This is a genomic window from Acetobacterium sp. UBA5834 (assembly GCF_002435675.1).
In the GTDB taxonomy this organism is placed as follows: domain Bacteria; phylum Bacillota; class Clostridia; order Eubacteriales; family Eubacteriaceae; genus Acetobacterium; species Acetobacterium wieringae.
The window spans coordinates 231,691-255,931 of record NZ_DJGY01000069.1 but is presented as its reverse complement, the minus strand read 5'-3'; the positions used below and the strand labels follow the sequence as shown (position 1 = coordinate 255,931).

The following is a 24,241-nucleotide window of genomic DNA, read 5'->3' as shown; positions in this document are numbered from 1 at the left end:
GCATTACTCGGTTCCTTATGAATTCATCAAACAGGAAGTGGATGTGCGAGTAACCCGATCGATTATTGAAGTCTTCTATCACAATCAGCGGATCTGCTCCCACAAACGTCTCCATGGTCGACCCAACCAGTACAGTACACTTCAGGCGCATATGCCGGAGGATCATCAGAAATATCTGGAATGGAATGGTGAACGCTTCATTGAATGGGCCCAGAAAATCGGGCCACATACCGTTATTACGGTTAAATCCATTCTAGCTTCCTTCAAGGTCGAACAGCAGGGTTACAAATCCTGCATGGGACTGTTAAAGCTGGCCGATAAATATTCGGTCAATCGTCTGGAAGCTGCCTGTAAAAAGGCCTTGTCCTATACGCCTCATCCCAGTTATAAGAGTGTGAAAAACATTCTCACAACTGGTCAGGATAAACTATCCGATCAACCAGATTATGATCACGAATCATCGGTTGAAAATCAATACGGCTATACCCGTGGAGCCAGCTATTATGGAGGTAAGCATCATGACGAATGAAGCCACCCTCAACAAACTGATTGAGATGCATCTGTCATCAATGGCAGATGCCTTCCGAATGCAACTGAATGATCCCACCATGGCGAATATACCCTTTGAAGACCGGTTTGGACTGATGGTTGACCGGGAATATACCAGCCGCAAGAATAATCGACTGCAGCGGCTGATCAAAAAGGCTGGTTTTGATCAACCTCAGGCTAATGTGAATGACATCAATTATCAGACAGGGCGTAAGCTCAATAAAAGTCTGATTGAACGTCTGTCGAGTTGTGAATACATCCGGGAAGCACACAATGTTATCATTGCCGGTGCAACCGGTACTGGAAATTATGTAAAGTCATGCGTTATGTAAAGTTGAGGGCAGAAATCACTAAAAATCAGAGTTTTTTTGTCTTGAACTTTACATAATAATTACTCATTTGCAAATGTTTTTTAGCCATACCATCAGATTTTTATCATCGTTCCAGTCCGGTTGAATTGGAGCTTCTGCGTTTACATAAGCAGCTTCAAGAGCTTTGCGTTTTGTTTCCGAATCGGCTTTTGCATAAATTTCCGTGGTTGTAATACTTACATGTCCTAAGAAATCGCGTATATAAATTAAATTTATATTTGACTGCAACAAGTGCATGGCTTTGGTATGTCGAAATACATGGGGAGTAACCTTCTCCGGAAAAATGATCTCGGTATTGTTTTTGGCTTTATCTACATACTTCTGTATAATATATGTAATACCTGCTCGCGTCAGTCGTTCATTCCTGCTATTAAAAAATAACGGCGAATCCAGTTTTTGGGGTATTTCCCAAAACTGCTGCTCCTTTAAATATTGAACCAGCATCTTGTTTGTCCGACTCATTAAAGGTATACTTCGTATTTTTCTACCCTTTCCCAAAAGGGTAATGGTGGCCGGGGCTGATGTTCGAACATCCTTTACAGAAAGATTGATTAGTTCCTGAACACGGGCACCGCTATCATAAAGCAGTGTGAGAAGCATTAGGTCTCTGCGACCATGTTTTGTTGAAATATCCGGTTCATTCAAAAGTACAGACATCGCTTCAACGGAAAGATAAGTCATGTTTTCGTGAGTGCATTTTTTTGATGATATTGCCATGATCTTCTGGAGTTCAAAGAGATTTTCAGGAAGCTCCGTTTCAACATATCGCACAAACGCATGAATACAGGCAAGTCGCTGATTTCGTGTAGAAACAGAGCAATTTCTCTCTTTTTCCAGCCAGTCAAGATAACCTGAAATCAGTTCAGTATTAAATTGTTTCATAGTCAGACGCTCAATCCGGTTGCCGGCGGTGCTTTGGTAATACTGTAAAAACAAACGAAACGTATCGCTATAGGAACTGACGGTGTTTGAACTGACATTTCTCAGAGTCGGCAGATATGATCCAAGGAATGAAGTCAGATATCTGGCAAAATCAGTTGGCTTCATCAATATCCACCTCAGGTATGACCCAACCATAGTCAACATCCAAAGTATTTACAATATCCGGATACAATTCTGCTGTCAGACGTAGGTAATACTGGCTACTTCGAATACCGGAATGTCCCATGTATGCGGACAGGTAAGGAAGGGCCGTGGTCAAATCTTTTCCGCTTCGAACCCAGTTTCTCAGGCAATGTACTGCAAAAGTGTGACGAAGATCGTGAACTCTCGGTCCTTTTCCACGCCCACCATGGGATATGCCAGCAGTTTTGAGAATCAACCGATATGGATGATAAATATCTTTTAAAGATGTGCCTTGACTATTGAAAAAGAAATGCTCTGATTGTTGCCATTGTTCATAACTGCGAATATATCTGTCATAATTTTGACTTTGTTGTAATATTGTTTCATTAAGGGGGATAAAACGTTCCTTTTTAAACTTCGTTTCACGGATATGGAGGATACCGGTATCAAGATCAACATCATTCTTTTTCAACTGCATAAGTTCGCTACTTCGCATGCCGGTGCTGTATAGCATCTTCAAGATCAGTGTATACTGCCTGCTTCGAAATGGATACTTCTCTGTATCACTCATTTTAGCTGCCGATTGGAAAAGTTCTGCCAGTTCATCATTGGTAAAAATATGTGGCTCGTAGGTGTCGTTTAGAAATATTCGTGATTTCACCGAATAAACATAGGCCTGATAACCAAGTCGGATCATATAATCTGCCAGACCCCGTATAACACCAATGCGATATTGGCGGTTCTTTTCTGTCTCATAAACTGTTTTGGAAATCCAGATTTTCACAAGTGCTTCATCCAGTTGCGGTTTTGTATATCCCTCCTGTTCTGCAAGGCGAATAAATCGGTTTAATACTTGCTCATTTTTGTCATACTTAAATCCGAGGCTACGTTTTTCTTCAATGTAGTGTGATACAACCTTCTCAAGCGTTAACGGTTTATTCATCTGTCAAACACCTCCTCGGGATTGAGCGCACATTCTCTCAAGCGGGCATAATCGATATGCAGATAAATTTCCGTAGATTTGAGATTGGAATGACCCAGAATTTCTGATATAACAGGAAGTGGTATATTTTCCTCAAGGAGAGTACTCGCCAGTGTATGTCTCAAAGAATGCATTCCCAATGGTGTTTCTCTTGTAACCGGAATACCGGCTTCCCTGATATATTTTACAAGAATCCTGCTTAACGCTGAATTCGGAGTAAATGCTTCAAAAGGAGCAACATGCCTGACGAATACATACTCGGATTTTGTTCTCGGGCGGCCAGTTTTTAAATAATCAATCAAAGCCCATCCAACATCACGAAGAAGGGGAAACGATACGGGATTGCCTGTTTTGTGCTGAATTATCTGGATTGTACTGTCATGCCATTGCAGATTTTCGAGCTTAAGATTTTTAATATCTGAACATCGAAGACCATATCTTGCTACCATTAAAAGAATCGCATAATCCCGCTTTCCGGTAGGGTTTCCACGGTCTATGCATGAAAGAACTTTTGTCACCTCCTCAGTTTTCCATGTTTTTGGCATCGCTGGCGCATAGTAGTTTTTGATTTTTGGAAGGGAATCCGCCATATTCTGAGAAGTCAGTTCATTCAGGTAAAGATATTGAAGAAAACAACGAATCGCTACCATAGTTGAAGTCACTGACTTACTTGAATAATTGATGAATGTTCTGATATATTCTGCAAGTATTGTTGCATCGATACGATTGCAGTCATCAATCCCATGCTCATTCAGATAAAAAATAAAATGTCTGATGCGATTCATTCTGCTATAGTTTCCCTGTTCGGACAGATTTCTGCTTTTGCATTCTTCAAGGTAACCATTGAAGGCAGTCTGAAACTGTTTCGGGCAAACGGATGCCGCAGTCGGACCAAGCTTCCTGCGAAGAATAATCCCATGGATTTGATAATCCCCCAATACGCGAATATAGCGTACCTGTACACAGATCTTTTTTGTTGGTGAATTCTCGTGGATAGTATCATGTGTACAACCATAGTTTTCCAACAAAAACGAGCTTCCAAGATTCTCGGTGAAATAGACTTCGTTTCGCTCATTCGCAAAATTTAGAAATCGGCGGTAAAAACGCTGATAGTTGAGAATTGTTTGTTTTGCGTAGTCCATTTCACGCATTTTTTGAAGAACTGTATCAATCAATTCTTCAAGGGTTAATAATCCTTCCATTGTTTACATCCTCCTATAGAAATATTTGAGCTCTGCTCTAAATACATTCTATAGGGTTATGTAAAGTTCAAGACAAAAAAACTCTGATTTTTAGTGATTTCTGCCCTCAACTTTACATAACGCATGACTTTACATAATTACCCTTATGTAAAGATTCACATAATGGTAAGTCCTACATTGCCTGTGCTCTGGGAATGGAAGCCTGCAAACGCTATTACGCCACTAAATACATCCGTCTGCCGGAACTGCTGGCCGAGCTGGCGGTTGCCCGCGGTGAGGGCAAATTCAAAGAAACGATCAGGCACTATCAGAAATACACGCTTCTGATCCTTGATGAATGGCTGCTGATCAAACTAACAGAAACCGAAGCTCGGGACTTACTGGAGATTATCCATGCCCGTCATAAAAAGGTTTCCACAATTTTCTGTTCCCAGTTTGCCCCACTGGGCTGGTACACCAAATTTCCCGAAGTAACCGTAGCTGATGCCATTCTTGATCGAATCGTCCATGATTCTCATAGTATCGAAATCCAGTATATTGACAAAGAGCATGATCGCTCCATGCGGGAAATCTACGGAATTGATTCTAAGCACTGTAAATAGCCAATTGGCACGATACCGGAACACTTGAAACCACTGTCCGGACTCGGTGGCACGAAAATCCGGACAGACTGGTTTTTTCAGCCGTAATATTCAGGTCATATACACAACGGAATATGATGATTCTTATGTACTTGAAACTATAGCTGCGGATGATATGACATCGCTCAAGCATGCAATTTTTGGTAAGCAAGAAAGAATGATAGAAACTATGTTTAATCATGATTTTGAGGATTTATCTGCTGGCATGTTAGTAACAGAGCGTACTGTAAAAATACGCAAGCTAAACAAAAAGATTGGCGATAATTTAAAGTTGCTATATAATTATCACTGCCAGATATGTGGCGAATCAATAGGTGAAGAATATGATTCGCAAATTGTGGAAGCGCATCATATAGACTATTTTGTTACCAGCCTTAATAATGATTCAATTAATCAAATGATTGTTTGTCCGAATCATCACAGCATTATTCACGACACAAATCCGATTTTTGATAGGAGACAATTACAATACATATATATAAATGGATTAGAGCAAAGGCTAGTATTAAATCAACATCTTTAGTATCAATTTTATTGCTAGACAAGAATTTCACAGTTATTTTGACCTGTTTCCAAGAACGGATAAAAGTAGCATAATAGCGTGGAAATATTCCAGTAAACGGAAACGATCCTTAAAAAATACTAGCATCAACCTGTCACTTGCACAGAAAAGCAGCCAAATGCATACCCGTCATCCTTCTGATGCGATCATTCCATTAAGTACATGGGAAAACATCCAAATTGACCACTCAAGATATTGTGTAAGAAATTCCCTTGAACATGCATATTTAGTAGACGTATTCCCATGAACGTAGAATTGCAAAGAAATTCGCAAGACATCAATACGAGCGATCCGTTCCACGTTGAGACGGTCGTATTGATGTCAAAAGAAAAATAAACGATGTGTGGAAAGCCCGGTGTTACTGGGCTTTTTCTTTTATTGTGGTATAATTTTCCTATGTGAAAACAGCTGAAATATTACTTCGTATGAATCAATCAAAAGGAGTAATTTTGGCTCGTACAATGCGATTTAGATGTTAGTGCTTAATGAGAATTTGTCGAAAACGACTAAATTGTGCACAGATTGTCGGATCAATGAAGTTATCTTCTTATAATATGTTGGTAAGTGCCTCAAAAGATGGCGTATAGCAAGGCTGATTCAAACCTGCTATACTGATGTCATCATTTGAGGCACTTTTTGTAGTTATGATTGAGTCTGCAAACTTCAGGTAATTCCTGAGACCATGGCAGGTATTTTTCAAGTACTTCCGGCTGGTTCAGATAATCACTGTTGGGGATTTCAGTCAGAAGGTAATTCAGATATTCGTAGACATCGAGCTCATTGGCCCGGGCGGATTCCACCAGCGTATAGAGAACCGCATTGGCGGTGGCACCTTTGGGCGAATCGGCAAAAAGCCAGGCTCGCCGGCCAGTTGCAAAAGGCCTGATGCTGGCCTCACAGAGATTGTTGGAGATGGGAAGGCGTCCGTCTTCCAGGAAGGTTTCCAGATATTTCTTCTGGTTTCTGGAATAGTTCAGGGCCGCAGTCAGCTTTTCATTCGTCGTTGGAATGGCCGCCGTTTCGTCAACCCACGACCAAAAGGCATCGAGGATGGGGCGTGACCTTTCCAGACGCTTTTCTCTGATCTCCTCATAGGTAAGATCCTTTATTTCGTTCTCGACTTTAAAAAGCAGGTCGATGTGCGCCCGGCCTTCGGCACCTTTGGAACCCGGGATTTCTTTTCCATTGCTGGTCAGCGGGATGCTGTCGATATAATAACGGCGACAGTGCGACCAACATAAGTTACGCCGGATATTTTCCACTTTATCATAGCCAGTATACGCATCCGTCGTTAAATAGCCCTGGAATCCGGAAAGCAGCTGCCTGGCAATTTCCCTTTTGCGACTGGATGAGTAATGGAAGAAAACGGCCTGGATATGCTCGCATGCCCCACTCCGTATCACCCACATATAGGAATCGCTGCTGGCTTTTTTACCATCTTCCCGGTTACACTGGATCCGTGTCTCATCCATATGCAGCACTTCACAGCTGAGCAGTTCGGCATGAATACGTTCATAAACCGGTGTCAGCCATTCTTCGCTGCAGCGGTTTGTCCAGTTGGCCATATTCGACCGGGATAAAATCAGCCCCAACCGGTACCAGTCTTTTTCCTGACGGGCAAAAGGCATCCCCATGGCAAACTTCTGATACATGACCTGGGCCACCAGTGATGGCGTGGCAATGGAATGTGAGAGTACCGGCACCGGGATGGCGGCTTTCTGAAAATGATCCTTCGGGTTCTCACTACCTTCTTTTCCGCACCGGGTGCATTTGGCAATCTGCTGGACAATCTGCTTCACCTTCAGTTTGGCCGGTTCATAGGTTACTTCGGTCCGAACGATTCGTTTGCCGATGAACATCAGATCCCCGCCACATTTGGAGCAGACTTCATCGTCCGGGATGATGTACTCTTCAATTTCCTTCGCAAGACCGGCCAGCATTTCCTGCCGGACTCCAGGTTGACGGGCTTTGCGGGTATGACTGGGGACTGTGATTTTCTGCTGTTCGTTAAACAGTTCTTTGGCGAGTGCCTCGGTTGATTCAAACAGAGACAATTGTCCATCCAGGTTTTTTGTTGTTTCGGTGGAGGGACCAAACAGTTTCTTTCTGGCCTGCAGAAGTGCCTGCACCATGTTTTCAATCCGGATATTCTGTTTGGCAATAATTTCGTCTTTGGCAGCCAATTCTTCTTTCTGTTTTTCCACCAGCGCCCGGAGCATCTGCAGTTCTTCCTGTCCTGTCATCGGTATCCATTCCTTTGCTTTTTATTGGTATTATTATACCATTTTCAGCGCTAGAATGCTACCAGTTTCGAAGTTTAAATGGCTTTAAAAAGCCGTTTTATACCATCATCCCGAGTTGGATCACACGATTTTCCAGCTGTCAAAAGCAGCTGTTCTCAAGGGTCATCGACACCGGCTGGAGGGCTTTTTTCTGCTCGATTTCAAGCCCCTGAAGCAGCCACTGCAACTGCTGGCCGGTTATTTCTCTGACTTCCGATGGGGTTCTCGGCCACTGGAATTTCATACCGTTGAGCAGCTTCTTGCTGGCCAGAATAAAGCCGTTGCCGTCGTAACGTAAAACTTTAAGGGCATTTCTTTTCCGGTTGCAGAAGATAAAGGCACATGTGTCCGAAAATGGATCCAGCTTGAACTCTATGTTGACAACGACGGCCAGACCATCCATCTGTTTTCTGAAGTCGGTGGCACCACAGGCAATGTAAATATGGGTTGTGCCTCTGATAAACCGATCCATCATGACTGTGAAAGCTGCCTGATAAACTGCGTGGCCAGGGAGATATCACGGTGATCCGACAGAATCAGTTCAAAACCCCGCCATCGGATAATCAGCCCGGCTTCCGTTATTCGATCATCAGAAGCCGCCGGCATTTCGAGTTTTGCAAACAGTGGCGTTGTAGTATTTTTTTCAATTGGCTCCATCTTTTCTTTTCGGAATCGCTGCTTCCAATAATAGAAGGTGTGTTTGCTGATCTGCTTTTCGGCACACCAGGTGTCGACAGTCATTCCGCTGATTGCCTGTTCTTCGAAACGCTCTTCCCACAGCTGTCTTTTTGATTCGTCCATTATATCTAAACCTCCTGAACCTCTTTTCAGGTTAGTTTACACTAATTGGATCGGATTTTCACTACGCCATCTTTTGAATCGCTTACAATATGTTGTTGGAAGGGGATCATGAAATGGATTTGTTAAGCAGTATGAATAATGCATTGACCTATATTGAAAGTCACTTGACAGAGGTGATTGATTTTAAAGAACTGTCAAAAATTGCACTCTGTTCGGAATATCATTTTAAACGCATGTTTTCTTTTTTATCTGGTATTAGCTTATCTGAGTATATTCGAAGAAGACGTCTGACTTTGGCGGCGCTGGAATTAAAGAATTCAAATTTAAGAATCATCGATATTGCGATGAAATATGAGTATGGATCAGCCGATTCATTTTCCAGAGCTTTTTATTCTGTACATGGTATTCTGCCGTCTGAAGCAAGAAACGAAAGTGCCCAAATAAAAGCATTTCCCAGAATGACCTTCCAATTATCAATTCAAGGAGGATCTGAAATGAATTATCGCATTATTGAAAAAGAACCGTTTAGACTGGTGGGGTATAAAAAGAGAGTACCTATCGTTTTTAGTGGGGATAATCCAGAGATTACTAAAATGTATGAACTGCTAACGCCGGAAGTAATCGTTCAATTAAAAAGCTTATCCAACATTGAACCAGCCGGAATTATTAGTGCATCGACAAATTTTTCCGAAGGAAGAATGGAAGAAAAGGGAGCACTCGATCACTATATTGGTGTTGCAACCACAAGCAGTGATGTTGGAGATTTTGATAAATTGGAAGTTGAGTCGAATACCTGGGCAGTATTTGAATCAATAGGACCATTTCCAAAAACACTACAGAACATTTGGGGCCGAATATATTCGGAATGGTTTCCGTCATCAGGATATGAATCCGTAAACGGCCCTGAAATGCTCTGGAACGAAAGTGCAGATATGCATGATCCTAAATACAGAAGCGAAATCTGGATTCCCGTAAAGAAAAACAGCAACTGAAGAAATAAAGGTCCGATTTCCAGATGCTGTTTCGATGTGCACAAACGGATTGCCTTAACATACAGAAGATTTCGTGGTAAAGACGTTGCACGACCGGATTATTTGGATCTGGTTGGACAACGTCTTTTTTTGCCCGCTAGTCGTTTAAGGTTCAGTCAACGATGAATAGGCCTCAGGAATTATGCAAAAATAGATAAAAAAAACTGAACTGTTCGAAATATTAACGTCTAAATCATTTTTTTGTTTAAATTCCCTAAATCGGTGTATAAATGACAGGGAATAGGCCTTAATTGGGTAATCTGTAATGATATTGCAACAGATTATTAAATAAGTGGATGCTTTAGCCGATCAGGGCGAAATAATTCAGTTTGTGGTAGACAAAAGATAGTTCAAGAAAAATCGAAGTACGTGAGGTGACAAATGTGACAAGAAATTTCGAAAACGAACCAATGGTGGAAGTCTACATTTTTGAAACGATCCAAAATCTGGAGCAGCTGGAGCAGGTGATCATCTGCAGTGAAAAAAACGGTGGTTTCACCCCGGATGATGTCAGTGAGATCTTTCGGTTTATGCATACCATCAAGGGCTCATCGGCAATGATGCTATTTGATAACATCGAAAAGGTGGCCCATGCAATGGAGGATATTTTTTACTATATCCGTGAGCAGAAACCCTCCGGACTGGATTTTTCGGCAGTTTCTGATCTGGTGTTGTCATGTGTAGATTTTATTAAAGCGGAGATCGAAAAAATTACCAATCGCTATGACGCCGACGGTGACCCTGCTTTTCTAATTGAATCTTTAAAAGTATTTCTGGACGAATTGCGGCAGATCTTTGGCGAGGAAGATAGCCAAAATCGGAGCCAGCAAAAAAAGCAGCAGTATTACATCCCTCAAGAAAAAAAAACAGAGCCCACTGCTATGTCACCAAATCAGGACAGCGCCGGGAAAGCTGCGGGTTCCTGCTATCAGGTGATTATTCAATATGAAGACGACTGCACCATGGAAAATATCCGCGCTTATACGCTGGTCTTCGGGTTGGCCGAGCTGGCCGAGGAAGTTTATTATTTACCGGCCGACATTGCTGAGAATCCCGACACAGCGGCCTATATCCGGGAAAATGGTTTTGAAATCTATTTTAGAACCGAGCTGGGCTATGAAGAAATCAAATCTCATTTTGAAAATATTATCTATGTGGAGCAGCTGCTGTTCCGGGAAATCGAGGATGAACGGCTGGATCCATTCAGGCAACCGCAGGTGCCGACAGCACCCCCAGAAAGCTTTGTTCTGCCGGAACCAGCTAAACCAGTATCGTCCACCGCTGCTTCTGAGGATATCCCCAAAAGCAGCGGTGGGGCCACCCAGAAGATGATCAGCGTCAATGTGGATAAACTGGATAATATGATGAATCTGGTGGGGGAACTGATGATTACCGAATCGATGGTCACCCAATGCCCGGAAGTGGAAATGATTCAGTCTGAGAACTTTCATAAAGCAGCCATTGAGCTTCATAAAATCACGGTGGAACTTCAGGACATGGTCATGTCGATTCGGATGGTGCCGCTATCGACCACCTTTGTCAAAATGAACCGGATTGTCCGGGACATGTGTAAAAAACTGAGCCGGGAAGTGGTGCTTGATCTCTTTGGCGAAGAAACTGAAGTCGATAAAAATATCATCGAGCATATATCCGATCCGCTGATGCATATCATCCGCAATGCCATTGATCATGGCATTGAAAGCGAGCAGGAACGGTTGGCCAAGGGCAAGGAAAAAGCCGGGCGGATCATTCTCGAAGCCAAAAACGTCGGCAGTGATGTGCTGATTGTTATTAAGGATGATGGCCGGGGTCTGGACAAGGAACGAATTCTTCAAAAAGCCCGGGAAAACGACCTCCTGACCAAACCCGAAGCGGAAATGAGCGACCGGGAGATTTTTAAACTGATTCTGCTGCCAGGCTTTTCCACCAAGGAAAGCATTACCGAATTTTCCGGCCGGGGCGTAGGGATGGATGTGGTCACCAAAAATCTCGAAGAGGTTGGTGGCACGGTGCTGGTGGACAGTGAAATAGATCGGGGCACCACCATCACCCTGAAAATTCCCCTGACCCTGGCGATTGTTGAGGGGATGAATATCCGGGTCGGCAAGTCCCGCTACACCATCCCGATAACGACGATTTCTGAATCCTTCCGGCCCAATCTAAAGGACTGTATGATGGATCCGGACAACAACGAAATGGTGATGGTGCGGGGGCAATGCTTCCCGATCCTGCGGCTCCACCAGCATTATCAGATAAAAAATGCCGAAACTGATCTGACCAAGGGGATTCTGATTATGGTGGAACAGGACGAAAAGGTGATCTGCGTATTTGCCGATGAACTCCTGGGGCAGCAACAAGTGGTGGTTAAAGCACTCCCCAATTATGTCAATACCATGAAAAAAGTCCTGGGACTGGCTGGTTGTACCCTGCTGCCTGACGGCAGTATCAGTCTGATTATGGATATCAGCGGCCTGACCGGTTTGCGCGTCCAATAGCTGCTTGGTAAAGCCGCTATGAATCAAATCAACTTAAAAATTGAAGCGCTCACGTCAGTTTCGCAATTACTAATATTTATATGGATAGGAGTGGTACGATGATAAAAGAAGCGACCGAAGAATTTAATCAGGATGATGACCAACAGGGGATGTATTTAACCTTTGAGCTGGCTAATGAGTACTACGGGATATGGATTGGTTATGTGACCGAGATTATTGGCATCCTGCCATTTACCGAAGTACCGGAGCTACCGGCCTATGTCCGGGGGATCTTCAACCTCCGGGGTCGGATCATTCCGTTAATGGATATGCGTCTGCGTTTTCAGAAAGAATTTGTCCCCTATGATGAGCGGTCCTGTGTGATTGTGATCGATGTCGGAAAAAATACCGTTGGTCTGATCGTGGACAGCGTTTCTGAGGTGATCTCGTTTGAAGCGGCAGACATTATTGAACAACCAATGCTCAGTTCGGGTATTTCCAACCAGTTTATTAAGAGCATCGGCAAGGTGGGAAATGAGGTCAAACAACTGCTGGACTGTGACAAGTTATTATCCAACCAGGAAGTGGAAATTCTAATCAATCAGAAAGATGAGAGGTACAACGATGAAATGGTTTTATAATCTGAAAATTGGCACAAAGTTGATTCTCGGTTTTGTTGTGGTTGCATTGATTGCCGGTGGTATTGGGGTAATGGGGGTTATCAACATCCGGACGGTGGATCGCCAGGATACCTATCTCTATCAGAAAATGACAGTACCTCTGGGCGAACTGATTTATATCACCGATGCCTACAAAGGCATTAACAACGATGTCAACGGGATTATTTTATCAGGCAATGCTGATGAAATCGCCCGGTTGGAAGCCAGTATTCAAGAACAGAATACGGTGTTTGATGCTAAAATGCAGAGTTTTCAAACGACGCTGATTTCCGAAGAAGGTAAAAAGCTGGTGGAAAGCGCCATTGCTCAAAAAGAAAAGATGAATCAGGCCAGTGCCGCAATCATTGCCCTGGTACGACAGGGAAAACAGGCCGAAGCCATTGCGCTGATGAAAAACGGTGACTATGCCAGTGCAGCTGCCCAGATGGAAAGTGATATTGCCCGGATGATTGAAATAAAACTTCAAGTGGCGGGCGAAACGGCCGATGGCAATAGTGCCATTGCCAGTTCCTCAACCTTTATGACCATTATCTTAATCGTTATCGGGATGGTTCTTTCGATTCTGCTGGGGATCTTTATTGCCTCCACCATCAAAAAACCAGTCCATCAAATGGTTGATGCTTCCAAACGGATGGCCGATGGCGATCTGGATGTCGCCATTGACATCACGACCAAAGATGAAATGGGCGATCTGGCCAGCGCCTTTAATCGGATGGCCACCAATATCAATGAGGTGATGGTCAATATTAACGAAGCCACTGAACAGGTCGCTTCAGGTTCCCGGCAGGTTTCGGATTCCAGCATTTCGCTGTCTCAGGGTGCCACCGAGCAGGCCTCTTCGATTGAAGAACTGACAGCCTCGATTGAAGAGATCGCCGCTCAAACCCGGCTCAACGCCGAAAACGCCGAGCAGGCCAATAAGCTGGCTGAAGATACCAAAGAAAATGCCAACCAGGGCAACAGCCGGATGCAACAAATGCTGGGCTCCATGGAAGACATCAGTGAATCCTCCAATAATATTTCCAAGATCATTAAGGTAATTGATGAAATCGCCTTCCAGACCAATATTCTGGCCCTGAATGCCGCAGTTGAAGCGGCCAAAGCCGGACAAAATGGCAAGGGTTTTGCAGTCGTCGCCGTGGAAGTTAGAAACCTCGCCGCCCGGTCGGCCAGCGCCGCCAAAGAAACCACGGCCCTGATTGAAGGTTCCATTAAAAAGGTTGAGGGTGGTACTAAAATTGCCAATGAAACCGCCGCCGCATTGGTTTCGATTGTGGACTCCATAGAACAGGTTTATGGACTGATCAATAATATTTCAGTGGCCTCCAATGAACAGGCAATCGGTGTGGAGCAGATCAATCAGGGTATTACCCAGATTGCCAATGTTGTTCAGGGGACCTCGGCGACCTCTCAGGAAACAGCGGCCGCCAGCGAGGAATTGGCCAGTCAGGCGGAACTCCTTAAAGAACAGGTGGCGCGTTTTAAACTAAAACGTGGTGGCTTCATGGGTGCGGCCAGCTATGAAAATGTCAGTCCGGATATGATGCGGATGTTCGAAACCATGAAAGAACAAAACCGCCAGTCGGTTAAAAAGAGATCCGGTCAGAGCACCCATGCGCCAGTCCCAAAAACCATCATCCTCAGTGACGATGAGTATGGAAAATACTGACAGCCAGTCACAGGGATACGGCCATGACTTTAGAAAAATCGTGACAGGAGTAATCAGATGGATGAAATGAGACAGCATCTTAAAAACAAAGATAAAGCCTGGTTGGTGTCAACCCTGAACAGCGCCGGCGATGCGATCATGACTTGTGAGTTGGATAATCGACTGGATTTTGCCAATACGGAAGCATTGAAAATACTGGGACGGCGATTATCAGACGTTTTGGGCAAACCCTTTGAGGACGTATTAAAACTCTATCGGGATGGTCATGAGCAACCAATCCAATTCTGGGAGTATGGCCGAAACAATGAATTCTCGCCAGCTATGGGCCTGCCTCGGCGCAGCTATTATATCCGACCGGATGGTCATAAATGCTATCTGTCGGCACGCTTATCTCCGCTGATATCAGAAAGTGGGGACTATCTGGGAAAAGTCGTGGTTTTTCGGGATATTTCCCGGATTATCGAAGCCGAGAAAACCATTAAAAAAGAACGCAACAATCTCAAAATGATGTTTGATCTGCTGCCGACCAGCATGCTGGTGATTGATGAAGAACAATCGATCATCCGGGTCAACCAGGCCTTTCTCAATACCTTTAAGCTGGAGGAAACCTGGGTGATCGGCAGGGCCTTTGGGGATGCCTTGAGCTGTGTGTTTAGTACCAATGGCGGCTGTGGCTACTCATTGAACTGCGGCAGCTGTCAGTTTCGACGGATAGTAACCCGGGCCATCACAGACAAAACCATGGTTCGGAATAAGTCGATCAAAATTAATTTTTTTCATGATGGCAATGAAGAAATTCGCTATATTAACCTGAATGTACTGCCGATTGTCACTGCCAACCACTCCGACTATATTATTACCCTGGACGATATCACCGAGCAGGTATACTATGAAAAAGGTTTAAAGGAAGCCCGGGAGTTCAGCCTTTCGATACTGGACAGCTTGCCGGTGATGATTTTTCGGATTGACCACGATCATCGCTGCGATTTCATTAACCAGACCTTTAAAGCCTTTATGAACATTGCCCGGGAGTCATTTCTGGAAGATATCCAGAGACATATGAAAAAAACGGATCGAGCCCGCTTCATCGATATTCTCAAAGATTCGCTGGAAGAACAATCCAATTTTAATATGGAGCTGGAACTATTGGCGCCCAACAATACCTATCGCACCTTCCGGGGAATGGGTCGGCCTTTCTATGATAAAAACCGGGAATATGCTGGCATGATTGGGATGTTTCTGGATATTCATGACGAACGCTTTGCCGAAGAATTATTTATTAAAAGTCAGAAGAAATACTACTCGCTGTTTAAATACATGGACAGCAGTATTTCCTATTTCAAAGCCCTTTATGATGAAGGCCGAAATCTGGTTGATGCCGAACTGGTGGAAATGAATCTGGCTACGGAAAGACTCTTTGGTATCAAGCGGGATGAGGTTATTGGGCACAAATTATCGGAAATGGGGTTTCTGGAAACCGAAGAAAGTCAGGATTTGTTCAATCGCTTTCAGGAGGTTCTCAGTCGTGGCGAAAACATCCAACTGGAAGAATACTATATGATCCGCCTGAAAAAATGGGTGGAAGCTTCAATATATAGCCCCGAAGCTGGTTATATAGCGGTGCTGTCGTCTGATATGGACAGTAAGAAAAAAACTGAAATCAAACTGAAACAGGCCATCGCCCGGTCAGAGGAAGCCAATCGGGCCAAAAGCGAGTTTCTGGCCAACATGAGCCACGAAATACGAACACCACTAAATGGCATTGTCGGGATGATTGATCTGACCGCCCTGGAACCGCTGACCGAGGAGCAGCAGGATAATCTGCAGACTGCCAAGGTCTGTGTCAGCTCGCTGATTGGGATCATCAACGACATTCTCGATTTTGCCAAAATGGAAGCTGGAAAACTGATGATTAATCCGATGAGTTTTAATCTCATGGATCTGATCGAATCGACGGTTAAAACCCATAAAAAACATGCACTGGAAAAGGGGCTTGACTTGTCGGTCGACTATCACAGCATCATTTCAAATTTTGTCATCGGTGACAGCATGCGCCTTAAACAGATCATCAATAATCTGCTCAGTAATGCCATCAAATTTACCAATACCGGTTCGGTTAAAATTATAGTCAGTCAGGAACCCGTTCCTGAAAAGAATTACGAAATTATTCAAAAAATTGCCATCGCCGACACGGGGATTGGCATTGATGTAAAAGATTATTCCATGCTTTTCAAGAGCTTTACCCAGATTGACGGTTCCTATACCCGGGAATACGGGGGAACCGGTTTGGGTCTGGTAATCACCAAGCAGCTTTTGGAAATGATGGGTGGTGGTGTGACCTTTAGTAGTCAACTGGGGGTCGGGAGCACTTTTTCTGTTTTTCTGCCGATGCTTGCAACAAAAAAATCAGGTCAATCAGCCCGGGATTTCCAGGAAGATGCCCATTTTTCCGGACAGCAAATCCTACTGGTGGAAGATGACCGGGTCAATCAGATTGTTGTTACAAAGATGCTTAAAAGTATGGGTGCTGTTGTCGATGTGGCGGGCAATGGTGTAGCGGGACTAGATGCAGCCTCCCAAAATAAATATGATCTCATTCTAATGGATATCCAGATGCCAAAGATGGACGGCCTCGAAGCAACCCGGATCATTCGAGGTAGACAAAAGAATAACCGTTCAGATGGGAATATGTATCAACAGGAAAACCATCTTAATCAGAAGACACCCATTATTGCCCTGACTGCCTTTGCCTTGAAGGGAGATGAAGCGTCATTTAAAGCCAGCGGGATGGATGATTATCTGTCCAAACCGGTGGATCGCTTCGAAATGCAGCGCCTGCTAAAAAAATATCTGTCTAATAAACAGCAATCAAAAAATCATTCCGGGCCGCTGGCAACGAGTAATACTGATGTGCAAATGCGGCTGGTGCCGGAAGCTGTTTTAACGAAACCACCCAAGCCAAATGGGCAGGATCAGGATGCGGTTAAACAAAAAATTGATCAGTTGCATCAGCTGTTGGATCAGGAAAATCTGGTGCTAATGGAAGTGATTGCGCATCAGCTGAAAGGAATATTTGAACGAATGAATGCGGAAGAATTAAAAAATCTGGTTTTTAAAATGGAACTTGCAATCCGCAAAAGCCGGATCGTAGCAGTTAGTGAATACCTGGAACAAATCGCAGCAATCTGGTATGCGCAGAATGCCGGAGCTGCCCGGGAGAATTGAAATGAAACGAATTTTAATTGTGGAAGACGACATGGTCAGTCGCAAATTCTTGGCCAAATTTTTAAACCGCTATGGCGACTGCGATATGGTGGTGGATGGACTGGAAGCCATCGATGCCTATCTCCTGGCCAGTCAGGATGGCCACCCCTATGATCTGATCTGTCTGGATGTGATGATGCCAAAAATTGATGGCATCCAGGTTTTAAAAACCATCAGAGATCTGGAACGTCAGCAAGGCATCCCGGAAAACGAAGCCTGCAAAATAATCATGATCACCGTTCTGGGAGAAACCCCGGTGGTTCAGTCAGCCTTTGATTATAACTGCAATGCCTATGCATCAAAACCCCTTGACATGAAAAAACTGACAGCAGTATTGGGGAAAATCGGATTTATTTAAATGGGCTTATCCCGTTGGAGAACTGTTTGCACTACTTAATCAGAAAAAAAACCGCAATCGCCAGCGACTGCGGTTTGATGATTTATAGAGTTTTGGCGTAGGTGCCAATTTTTTTATCAACGTTTGATATATGCTTGGTCAGCCAATTTACAATCATCTGATTGGCGTTAATAATCAGGGTGATATTTCCGCCGGATTCCTGATAATCTTTTTTTAGTTTGGCCAGCTCTTCAATAAACGCCTTGTGTAATTTTTTTTGTTCTTCAATTTCGGGATAGTTTATTTTGGCCATGTAAGCTTCTTCATCTTTAAAATGCTGCTTGGTATAATCGTCAAGAAAATCAAACATTTGCGCAATAACTTCCTTGGATTTTCCGGTCTTGCCGGCTTCAAAAAGTTGATCTGCTTTTTCAAACCAGATTTTATGCTGTGAATCAATGTTGTCTACGCCCACTGACAGAGCTGGTGTCCATACGATTGCCATATTCATTCTCCATTCTAAATTAGATTTATTCCAGTATAGCCTTTTTTAATCAGATTGACAAGAAAATTATTTACTGAAGAAGATGATAAATTCCGAAAAAACATCAGCAACACCGGCAAAATTCAGTATTTACAAGAGCTCCGGTCTGAGTTAAACTAGTCTAAGTATTTGCCGTTGTTGGGCATCGTCAGACGACGGGTGAATGCGGATAACAGGATTGAGGATGTGGAAAAATGATTCAAATCACCGAAAAAGAATTTGCCATGTTAACGGAATATATTCACAGTGAGTATGGTATTGAGTTAAAAAAAGAAAAACAACTTCTACTGATGGGGCGGCTTCACAAGCTACTGGTGGAGTTGGGCTTTGATAGCTTTACCGACTATTATCATTATTTAATCTCTGATAAAACCGGAGAAGCCAGTTCGGTGCTCATTGATAAGGTTTCCACCAACCATACATTTTTTATGCGGGAGCCGGAGCACTTTGAGTTCTTTAAGAATACCGTGTTACCTTATCTCAAGAAAAAAAAAGAAGCCGAAAATAACCGTGATATCCGGCTGTGGTGCGCCGCCAGTTCCACTGGTGAGGAGCCGTATACGCTGGCGATGATCATGGCCGAATTTTTCGGAACTGAGGCCCATCTTTGGGACAAAAAACTGTTGGCAACCGATATCTCCAACAAGGTTCTGGATACCGCTAAAAAAGGCATTTATGAAAAAGATCGGGTACAGGTACTCCCGCCTAACTGGAAATTAAAGTATTTTCAGAGTTATGACAGCAACCACATGATGATTGTGGATGCGATCAAGAATGAAGTGATTTACCGTCGTTTCAATCTGATGACGCCTACTTTTGTTTTTAAGAAAAAGTTTGATGTTATCTTCTGTCGTAATGTGATGATTTACTTTGATCAGGCAACCAAAGACCGTTTAGTCGAAAAGATGTACAATTATATGGAGCCCGGAGGCTATCTCTTTATTGGTCATGCCGAGTCACTTAATCTGAAACAGACCAATTTTAAATTCATTATGCCAGCGGTGTATCGCAAGCCCTGTTAATTTTGCCATCACCACCTGGAACAAACGCAAAAAGTAGAGGAGGATCGGTTATGGAACAACTAAATAAAGTAACTGCAGGAATGCAGGCGAAAAAAAAATACCGGATTAAAGATCGTGTTTTATCTGAAATAGGAGCCCTGGAATGGCCGTGCTTTTTCACCATTACCCGCAGAGTTCGGTCAGCCGAGCAAACCGTTATGGAACTGACCAGAGAAGCACTTTTAAAAACCTATGCCCCGGTGGCGGTGCTGGTGGATCAGTTGGGAACGATTCGCTATGTTCACGGTCATACCGGGTTATTTTTAGAGCCGACGCAGGGTTATGCCGGGGTCAATAACATTTTAAAAATGGCCCGTAAAAAATTCCGTCGTGATTTGAATAAAACGCTCTACCAGGCTATCACCCGTCGCTTAGCGGTTGATTCTCCGATCATTGCAGTCAGACGGAAAAAGGCTACCGAGGGGCTTATCATTCGGGTGTTGCCGCTCTTAAAAGAAAGCTCCCCGGCCCAGAAAGAAGATTTTTATCTGGTCATCTTTGAACAGAATCCGGCAGTAGAAACTGTTAACAGTATTGAATTGGGCAATAACGCAGCAGTTGATCAGGAACTGATGGCGATTAACAGTGAAATTTCGTTAAAAAAAGCCGCCCTGACGCAGATCACAGCGGAGTTGGAGACTAGCCGTCAGGATCTCGATTTATCCCGCAGCAAACTCCATACCGTGAAGGCGCATCTTTTTGATGCCGAAACCGAATTTCAAACACTGACAGAGAAAATCCGCCAATCCCAGAAAGAACTGGAAATTCTCCAGAACGAATTGTTTGCCTCCCAAAATGAACTGGAAGCAAACCAAGCAGTAAAACAACCCATCGCTGAAAAACGACTGCCGCTACGGGCAGAATTGGATAACCTCAAAAACGAGATGCTCATGGCAGACCTGGCCCTCAAAGAAAAAGAAAATGTGCTAAAACAATTTAATGGCTCCGATCAGCCCATAGCAGATACGCCTGCCAGCGTCAAACAGGAAACAGTTGAGCCAGAACCCAGTGTCAAACCGTTTGAGCCGGAGATTGTACCAGATATAACAATTGATGAGTACTTATCAATAGCCACCGATTATCACTCCAAGCCAGATTCCTTTAACAACCAAGCCTCCTCGCAGGCACCAATTGAAAAGGGAATGGGGTTTTTCTCAAAAACTGAACCGAAGCCATTTTTTCAAAAAAATCCAGGTCTCAGCTTTGACAATGAAGCTGATCTCGTTAATCAGGCGGATGGCACAAAAGAACTTGTTTTTAAAGATTTTGCTGAATTTCAAACAGCCGCAAGCCATGGATATCGCCATGATTCTGAGCTAAAATCAGTGGTTATTCCCGAGGGTGTTGAGGTCATTAAACGCAGTATGTTTTATCAATGTACTCAGTTGGAACGGGTGACCATCCCCAGAACCCTGAAAGTCATTGAAGATTTTGCCTTCTACGGCTGCGAATCGTTAAATAGCATTAATCTGGATAGTGCCAGAGTACTGGAAAGGATTGGCACCTCTGCATTTGAAGGGTGCCGCTCGTTAATACAACTGGTCATCCCTGATGCTGTAATTGAAATTGAAGAAGCGGTATTTCTTGGCTGCAGGTGTCTTCAATCAGTTGCATTTCTTGAAAATAGTCAACTGGAAACATTAGGCAGTCATGTCTTTAAAGATTGCGTCAAAATCAGTGAAATGATCCTGCCAAATCAGTTAAAGCATATCGGTATCAGCTGTTTTTATGGCTGTGACAATCTGAATGTAATTCATCTGCCTGATGAATTGGAAACCCTCGGGGAATATGCTTTCTATGGCTGTAACGCACTGGAGAAAATTGACTTCTTCAATCAGAAAATTCTTAAACAACCCGGCTTTTCAGTCGGATTTCCAGACGGGGTTAAATTGTAGACGATCGCATTGGCGAGGATAAAAAATTACAGGATACCCTCAGCCAGGTTGCCTTATAAATAATGATGATGCAAAAATTATAGGCAAAAAAAGTAGAATCTTAACGTTGGAAATGTTACAATATATAAATATTCCTGAATAATACAGGAATATTTTAATTAAATCTAAGATTTAAATAATTTTGGAGGTTGAGGCTTAGTGAGTAAAAATATGAGTGTCGTAAATATTGAAACCATCAATGAAGATAACCGAAAAAAACTTGAAGAGCAGTCATTTGAAGAAGCCGTACTAGCTTTGACTGAGAAGTTGGAGTTGGCAAATAGCCTGCTAAAAACCATGCTTGAAACCACCCATGAGTTTCTTGTTTTCGGTCTGGATCGGGACTATCGGTATTTAAGCTTTAATAATCGACATAAAGAAATGGCAAAAGATCAATGGGGGGCCGACATTGCAATTGGAACCCGTATTTTGGATATCATTAACAGTAATGAGGAACGGGATAATCTACGGGGATTTTTTGATCGAGTGCTGGCTGGTGAACAGTTTTCGTCCCTTGAAGAGTATGAAGGTGATAGTGGGAATGTCATTGTTGGCAAAAATCATTGGGCACCAATCAAAAATAGCAATGGTGAAATTATCGGTATCCTCTGCTTTATGGAGGATGTCACCGAGCACCGGAATTTCATCAAGGAGATGCTTAAAGATAAAAACAGTCTCGACCAGAACATGGAATCCTTGTCCTTCTATGATCAATTAACCGGAGTTTATAACCGTAAGTTCTATGAAAAAGAACTGCAACGAATGGATGAAGAGCAATACTACCCATTATCGATCATTTTTATGAACATCAATGGCATGTCCAAGATCAATAGCGAGTATGGTCACGCCGTTGGCGATATTCTCATGCGAAAAGCGGTTCAGGTTCTTAAGTATGGCGTTCGGGGCGATGATGTGGTGGCCCGCTACGAAGGTGACGAATTTGTTGTTCTGATGCCCAGAACCGAAGGTGCCAAGGTTGAGCGGGCTTTGGAGCGCTTTAAAAAGAGTCTTGACGAAGTTAAGGTTCAATCCATTAAATTGTCGGTTTCTTTTGGTTTTTATACCAAGTACGATGAGTCAGATAATACAGAGTCGGTCATCAAAGCCGCACAACGACAATTGGAACGGCAGAAAGAACTCGATTATATCTAGTAAACTTCAGACACGCTTACAGAAAGCGTTACCTTTAAACCATTTTGAACCAATTTTTATCATGCGTACGTAGCATTTGGCTGACGTGCGCTTTTTTGCGCTCAAAAAACAGCTGGATAAAAGCGTGCGCATGTCAATCATTACATGAATATTAGCTCTTTGTTATTGATTATTTTGCATCTTAATGTTAAAATAAAAGCATCAATCTGCAAACGTTATTATCGCAAAATACGAATTAAATAAAATTACCCCGATATCAGCAAGACGCACAATTGAAGGAGGAAGACGGAGGAAAAAATGAGCCAGGAAATCGGTAATGTACTAAAAGAAATGATAAAAGAAAAGAATATGACGAATTTTTCACTTGCTAAAGAAGTGGGGGTCGATCGCTCCACCCTTCAGCATTTCTTGTCAGGCAAGCGCCGTCTTAATCTAGAGGATCTTCAGAAAATTATGGTGGCTTTAAACCTGAGCAAAGATAAAAAGAAGTTATTATACGCCCTTTATGAGAATGAGTATGACGATTGCGAAGCTCTTAAAAACAGTCATGATATTTTTGCTCTTTATAACGAAATCAGTGCTCAAACCAATCAGAAGAAAATGTGGATTGAAACGGAAGAGTATCTCGTAAAAACCCAGTTAGCTTCAGAAAAAGCTCGGATTATCAACGGACAGGTAAAAATTGAGGGAATTATCCGAAGTTGTTTTATGGAAGAAATGGGGCGGAATGAAGATGCCCATGTCATCATGTCAATCAATTTCAAACACTATTTTTTGTATGAGTTAATTATGCGGATCAGTTGTCATAATCATCGCTGCGGAAAAATTCAGAACATTATTCCCCTAGTCAATAAGAAAAAACTGGGAAATAACCTCGACATCCTCAAAACCGTTCTGTTACTGAAAAGTCTCACAAATATTGATTACGAACCGTACTATTTCTACTCAGGAACCAAAATATATGATGATATCAGTATAATTGTTCCCAATTATTTTATCACGTCAAAGCAGGTAATTACCATTGACCGGGATTTTGAAAGTGCGATTATTTATGAAGATCCTGAAATTTTAGACTATTACCAAAATAAATCCCAGATGATTCTGAGAAAATGCATACCTTTTGTCGAAAAGGAGTCCGTGCAATGGGTCGAACATACCCTGCCGGCATTTGAAAAAATAAAAAAAAGCAGCACCTCAGAAACGTTCATTGCATTTGATCAGCTTGAAACGATCCTGGATCAAAGCGCCAATCCGCAAAAGAAAGGTGTTGCTGCCACGATCTCACCTCAGGAAACAGGTGGCATTCTTCGATCTAGTATTTCGGTACTGCGAGACGGCTTGGTTGGCAGCGCAAAAAACCTGTGCATCCGCTATCATGTCAATGAAGAAGTCGTTGAGTTTATCATACTCAATCGGATGAACCAGAGCATCCAAAAACTGATTGTCAGAGAAATTGGAATAGTGATTGTATTTAGGGATTTCTTAAATTATCTGCCCCAGAGTGTCCATGTCTGTTCATCTGAAGAAGTAAAAAACAGCCTCCGAAATATCCGCAGTGTGGTTAACGGAATAAAGCCTGTTTGAGCAGGTTTTATTCTGTAACGGTTCATCAATGTCGTGGTAATTATTTGAGTTATGCA

General features: G+C 43.1%; 20 protein-coding genes and 1 pseudogene. 14 read left to right on the top strand and 7 right to left on the bottom strand.

The features are described from left to right. Both B3F51_RS15215 and B3F51_RS15210 read left to right on the top strand, forming a co-directional pair. Positions 1 to 529 (top strand): Mu transposase domain-containing protein (locus B3F51_RS15215; protein WP_414632383.1); only part of this gene is annotated, 529 nt, incomplete at its 5' end. After that, positions 519 to 881, top strand: coding sequence for an ATP-binding protein (locus B3F51_RS15210; RefSeq protein WP_414632382.1), 363 nt, complete (start codon positions 519 to 521; stop codon positions 879 to 881). The genes B3F51_RS15215 and B3F51_RS15210, both read left to right, overlap by 11 nt. Positions 882 to 944: 63 nt before the next feature. Here the strand turns inward: B3F51_RS15210 and B3F51_RS15205 are convergent, their stop codons facing one another. The 3 genes from B3F51_RS15205 to B3F51_RS15195 are packed head-to-tail and all read right to left on the bottom strand — an operon-like array spanning position 945 to position 4,169. After that, complete coding sequence (locus tag B3F51_RS15205; RefSeq protein WP_286947922.1) at positions 945 to 1,967, bottom strand: site-specific integrase; 1,023 nt, start codon at positions 1,965 to 1,967, stop codon at positions 945 to 947. After that, positions 1,954 to 2,928, bottom strand: coding sequence for a tyrosine-type recombinase/integrase (locus B3F51_RS15200; protein ID WP_286947920.1), 975 nt, complete (start codon positions 2,926 to 2,928; stop codon positions 1,954 to 1,956). Before B3F51_RS15200 ends, B3F51_RS15205 begins: the two co-directional genes overlap by 14 nt. Next, the gene (locus tag B3F51_RS15195; RefSeq protein ID WP_070372399.1) at positions 2,925 to 4,169 is read right to left on the bottom strand and encodes a site-specific integrase; all 1,245 of its coding nucleotides are present in this window, start codon (positions 4,167 to 4,169) and stop codon (positions 2,925 to 2,927) included. Before B3F51_RS15195 ends, B3F51_RS15200 begins: the two co-directional genes overlap by 4 nt. A gap of 173 nt (positions 4,170 to 4,342) precedes the next feature. On the opposite strand from B3F51_RS15195, the pseudogene B3F51_RS15190 reads away from it, so the two are divergent. Continuing rightward, positions 4,343 to 4,771: pseudogene (locus B3F51_RS15190) on the top strand (ATP-binding protein); the annotation flags it as partial. 46 nt (positions 4,772 to 4,817) lie between these two features. Then, positions 4,818 to 5,333, top strand: coding sequence for a hypothetical protein (locus B3F51_RS15185; protein WP_286947918.1), 516 nt, complete (start codon positions 4,818 to 4,820; stop codon positions 5,331 to 5,333). A gap of 659 nt (positions 5,334 to 5,992) precedes the next feature. Here B3F51_RS15185 and tnpC read toward each other — a convergent pair. The 3 genes from tnpC to tnpA all read right to left on the bottom strand — a co-directional run bounded on the left by tnpC (position 5,993) and on the right by tnpA (position 8,455). Further along, on the bottom strand, positions 5,993 to 7,615 hold the full coding sequence (gene tnpC / locus B3F51_RS15180; RefSeq protein ID WP_286947915.1) for an IS66 family transposase: 1,623 nt from the start codon (positions 7,613 to 7,615) through the stop codon (positions 5,993 to 5,995). A gap of 139 nt (positions 7,616 to 7,754) precedes the next feature. Beyond that, positions 7,755 to 8,129 carry an IS66 family insertion sequence element accessory protein TnpB gene (gene tnpB, locus B3F51_RS15175; protein WP_286947914.1) on the bottom strand — a complete coding sequence of 125 codons (375 nt, stop codon included), beginning with the start codon at positions 8,127 to 8,129 and terminating at the stop codon, positions 7,755 to 7,757. Next, a complete protein-coding gene (tnpA, locus tag B3F51_RS15170; RefSeq protein ID WP_286947912.1) occupies positions 8,126 to 8,455 on the bottom strand; it encodes an IS66 family insertion sequence element accessory protein TnpA in 330 nt (109 codons plus the stop codon). The genes tnpB and tnpA overlap by 4 nt, the downstream gene beginning before the upstream one ends. 113 nt (positions 8,456 to 8,568) lie before the next feature. On the opposite strand from tnpA, the gene B3F51_RS15165 reads away from it, so the two are divergent. The 6 genes from B3F51_RS15165 to B3F51_RS15140 all read left to right on the top strand — a co-directional run bounded on the left by B3F51_RS15165 (position 8,569) and on the right by B3F51_RS15140 (position 17,931). Then, entirely contained in the window at positions 8,569 to 9,447 is an 879-nt protein-coding gene (locus B3F51_RS15165) for an AraC family transcriptional regulator (RefSeq protein ID WP_286947910.1), read from the top strand. A gap of 422 nt (positions 9,448 to 9,869) precedes the next feature. Beyond that, positions 9,870 to 11,981: a chemotaxis protein CheA gene (locus B3F51_RS15160; protein WP_286947908.1), complete on the top strand. Its 2,112-nt coding sequence runs from the start codon at positions 9,870 to 9,872 to the stop codon at positions 11,979 to 11,981. Between the two features lie 98 nt (positions 11,982 to 12,079). Continuing rightward, positions 12,080 to 12,601 carry a chemotaxis protein CheW gene (locus B3F51_RS15155; RefSeq protein WP_286947907.1) on the top strand — a complete coding sequence of 174 codons (522 nt, stop codon included), beginning with the start codon at positions 12,080 to 12,082 and terminating at the stop codon, positions 12,599 to 12,601. Then, a complete protein-coding gene (locus B3F51_RS15150; RefSeq protein ID WP_286947906.1) occupies positions 12,585 to 14,309 on the top strand; it encodes a methyl-accepting chemotaxis protein in 1,725 nt (574 codons plus the stop codon). The genes B3F51_RS15155 and B3F51_RS15150 overlap by 17 nt, the downstream gene beginning before the upstream one ends. Positions 14,310 to 14,366: 57 nt before the next feature. Continuing rightward, entirely contained in the window at positions 14,367 to 17,534 is a 3,168-nt protein-coding gene (locus tag B3F51_RS15145) for a PAS domain-containing protein (protein WP_286947904.1), read from the top strand. A gap of 1 nt (position 17,535) precedes the next feature. Beyond that, on the top strand, positions 17,536 to 17,931 hold the full coding sequence (locus B3F51_RS15140) for a response regulator (protein ID WP_286947902.1): 396 nt from the start codon (positions 17,536 to 17,538) through the stop codon (positions 17,929 to 17,931). Positions 17,932 to 18,013: 82 nt separating this feature from the next. On the opposite strand, the gene B3F51_RS15135 is transcribed toward B3F51_RS15140, so the two are convergent. Then, positions 18,014 to 18,415 (bottom strand): bacteriohemerythrin, encoded by a 402-nt coding sequence (locus B3F51_RS15135; RefSeq protein ID WP_070372263.1) that lies wholly within the window; start codon positions 18,413 to 18,415, stop codon positions 18,014 to 18,016. Between the two features lie 233 nt (positions 18,416 to 18,648). Here B3F51_RS15135 and B3F51_RS15130 point away from each other — a divergent pair, with 233 nt between their 5' ends. The 4 genes from B3F51_RS15130 (at position 18,649) to B3F51_RS15115 (ending at position 24,185) form a co-directional block, all read left to right on the top strand. Next, positions 18,649 to 19,476, top strand: a complete 828-nt coding sequence (locus tag B3F51_RS15130) for a CheR family methyltransferase (protein WP_070372262.1) — start codon at positions 18,649 to 18,651, stop codon at positions 19,474 to 19,476. A 50-nt stretch (positions 19,477 to 19,526) separates the two neighbouring features. Next, on the top strand, positions 19,527 to 21,410 hold the full coding sequence (locus B3F51_RS15125) for a leucine-rich repeat protein (protein ID WP_286947900.1): 1,884 nt from the start codon (positions 19,527 to 19,529) through the stop codon (positions 21,408 to 21,410). A gap of 198 nt (positions 21,411 to 21,608) precedes the next feature. After that, on the top strand, positions 21,609 to 22,601 hold the full coding sequence (locus B3F51_RS15120; RefSeq protein WP_148637111.1) for a sensor domain-containing diguanylate cyclase: 993 nt from the start codon (positions 21,609 to 21,611) through the stop codon (positions 22,599 to 22,601). Positions 22,602 to 22,898: 297 nt separating this feature from the next. Continuing rightward, on the top strand, positions 22,899 to 24,185 hold the full coding sequence (locus B3F51_RS15115) for a helix-turn-helix transcriptional regulator (RefSeq protein WP_286947897.1): 1,287 nt from the start codon (positions 22,899 to 22,901) through the stop codon (positions 24,183 to 24,185). Positions 24,186 to 24,241 lie beyond the last annotated feature (56 nt).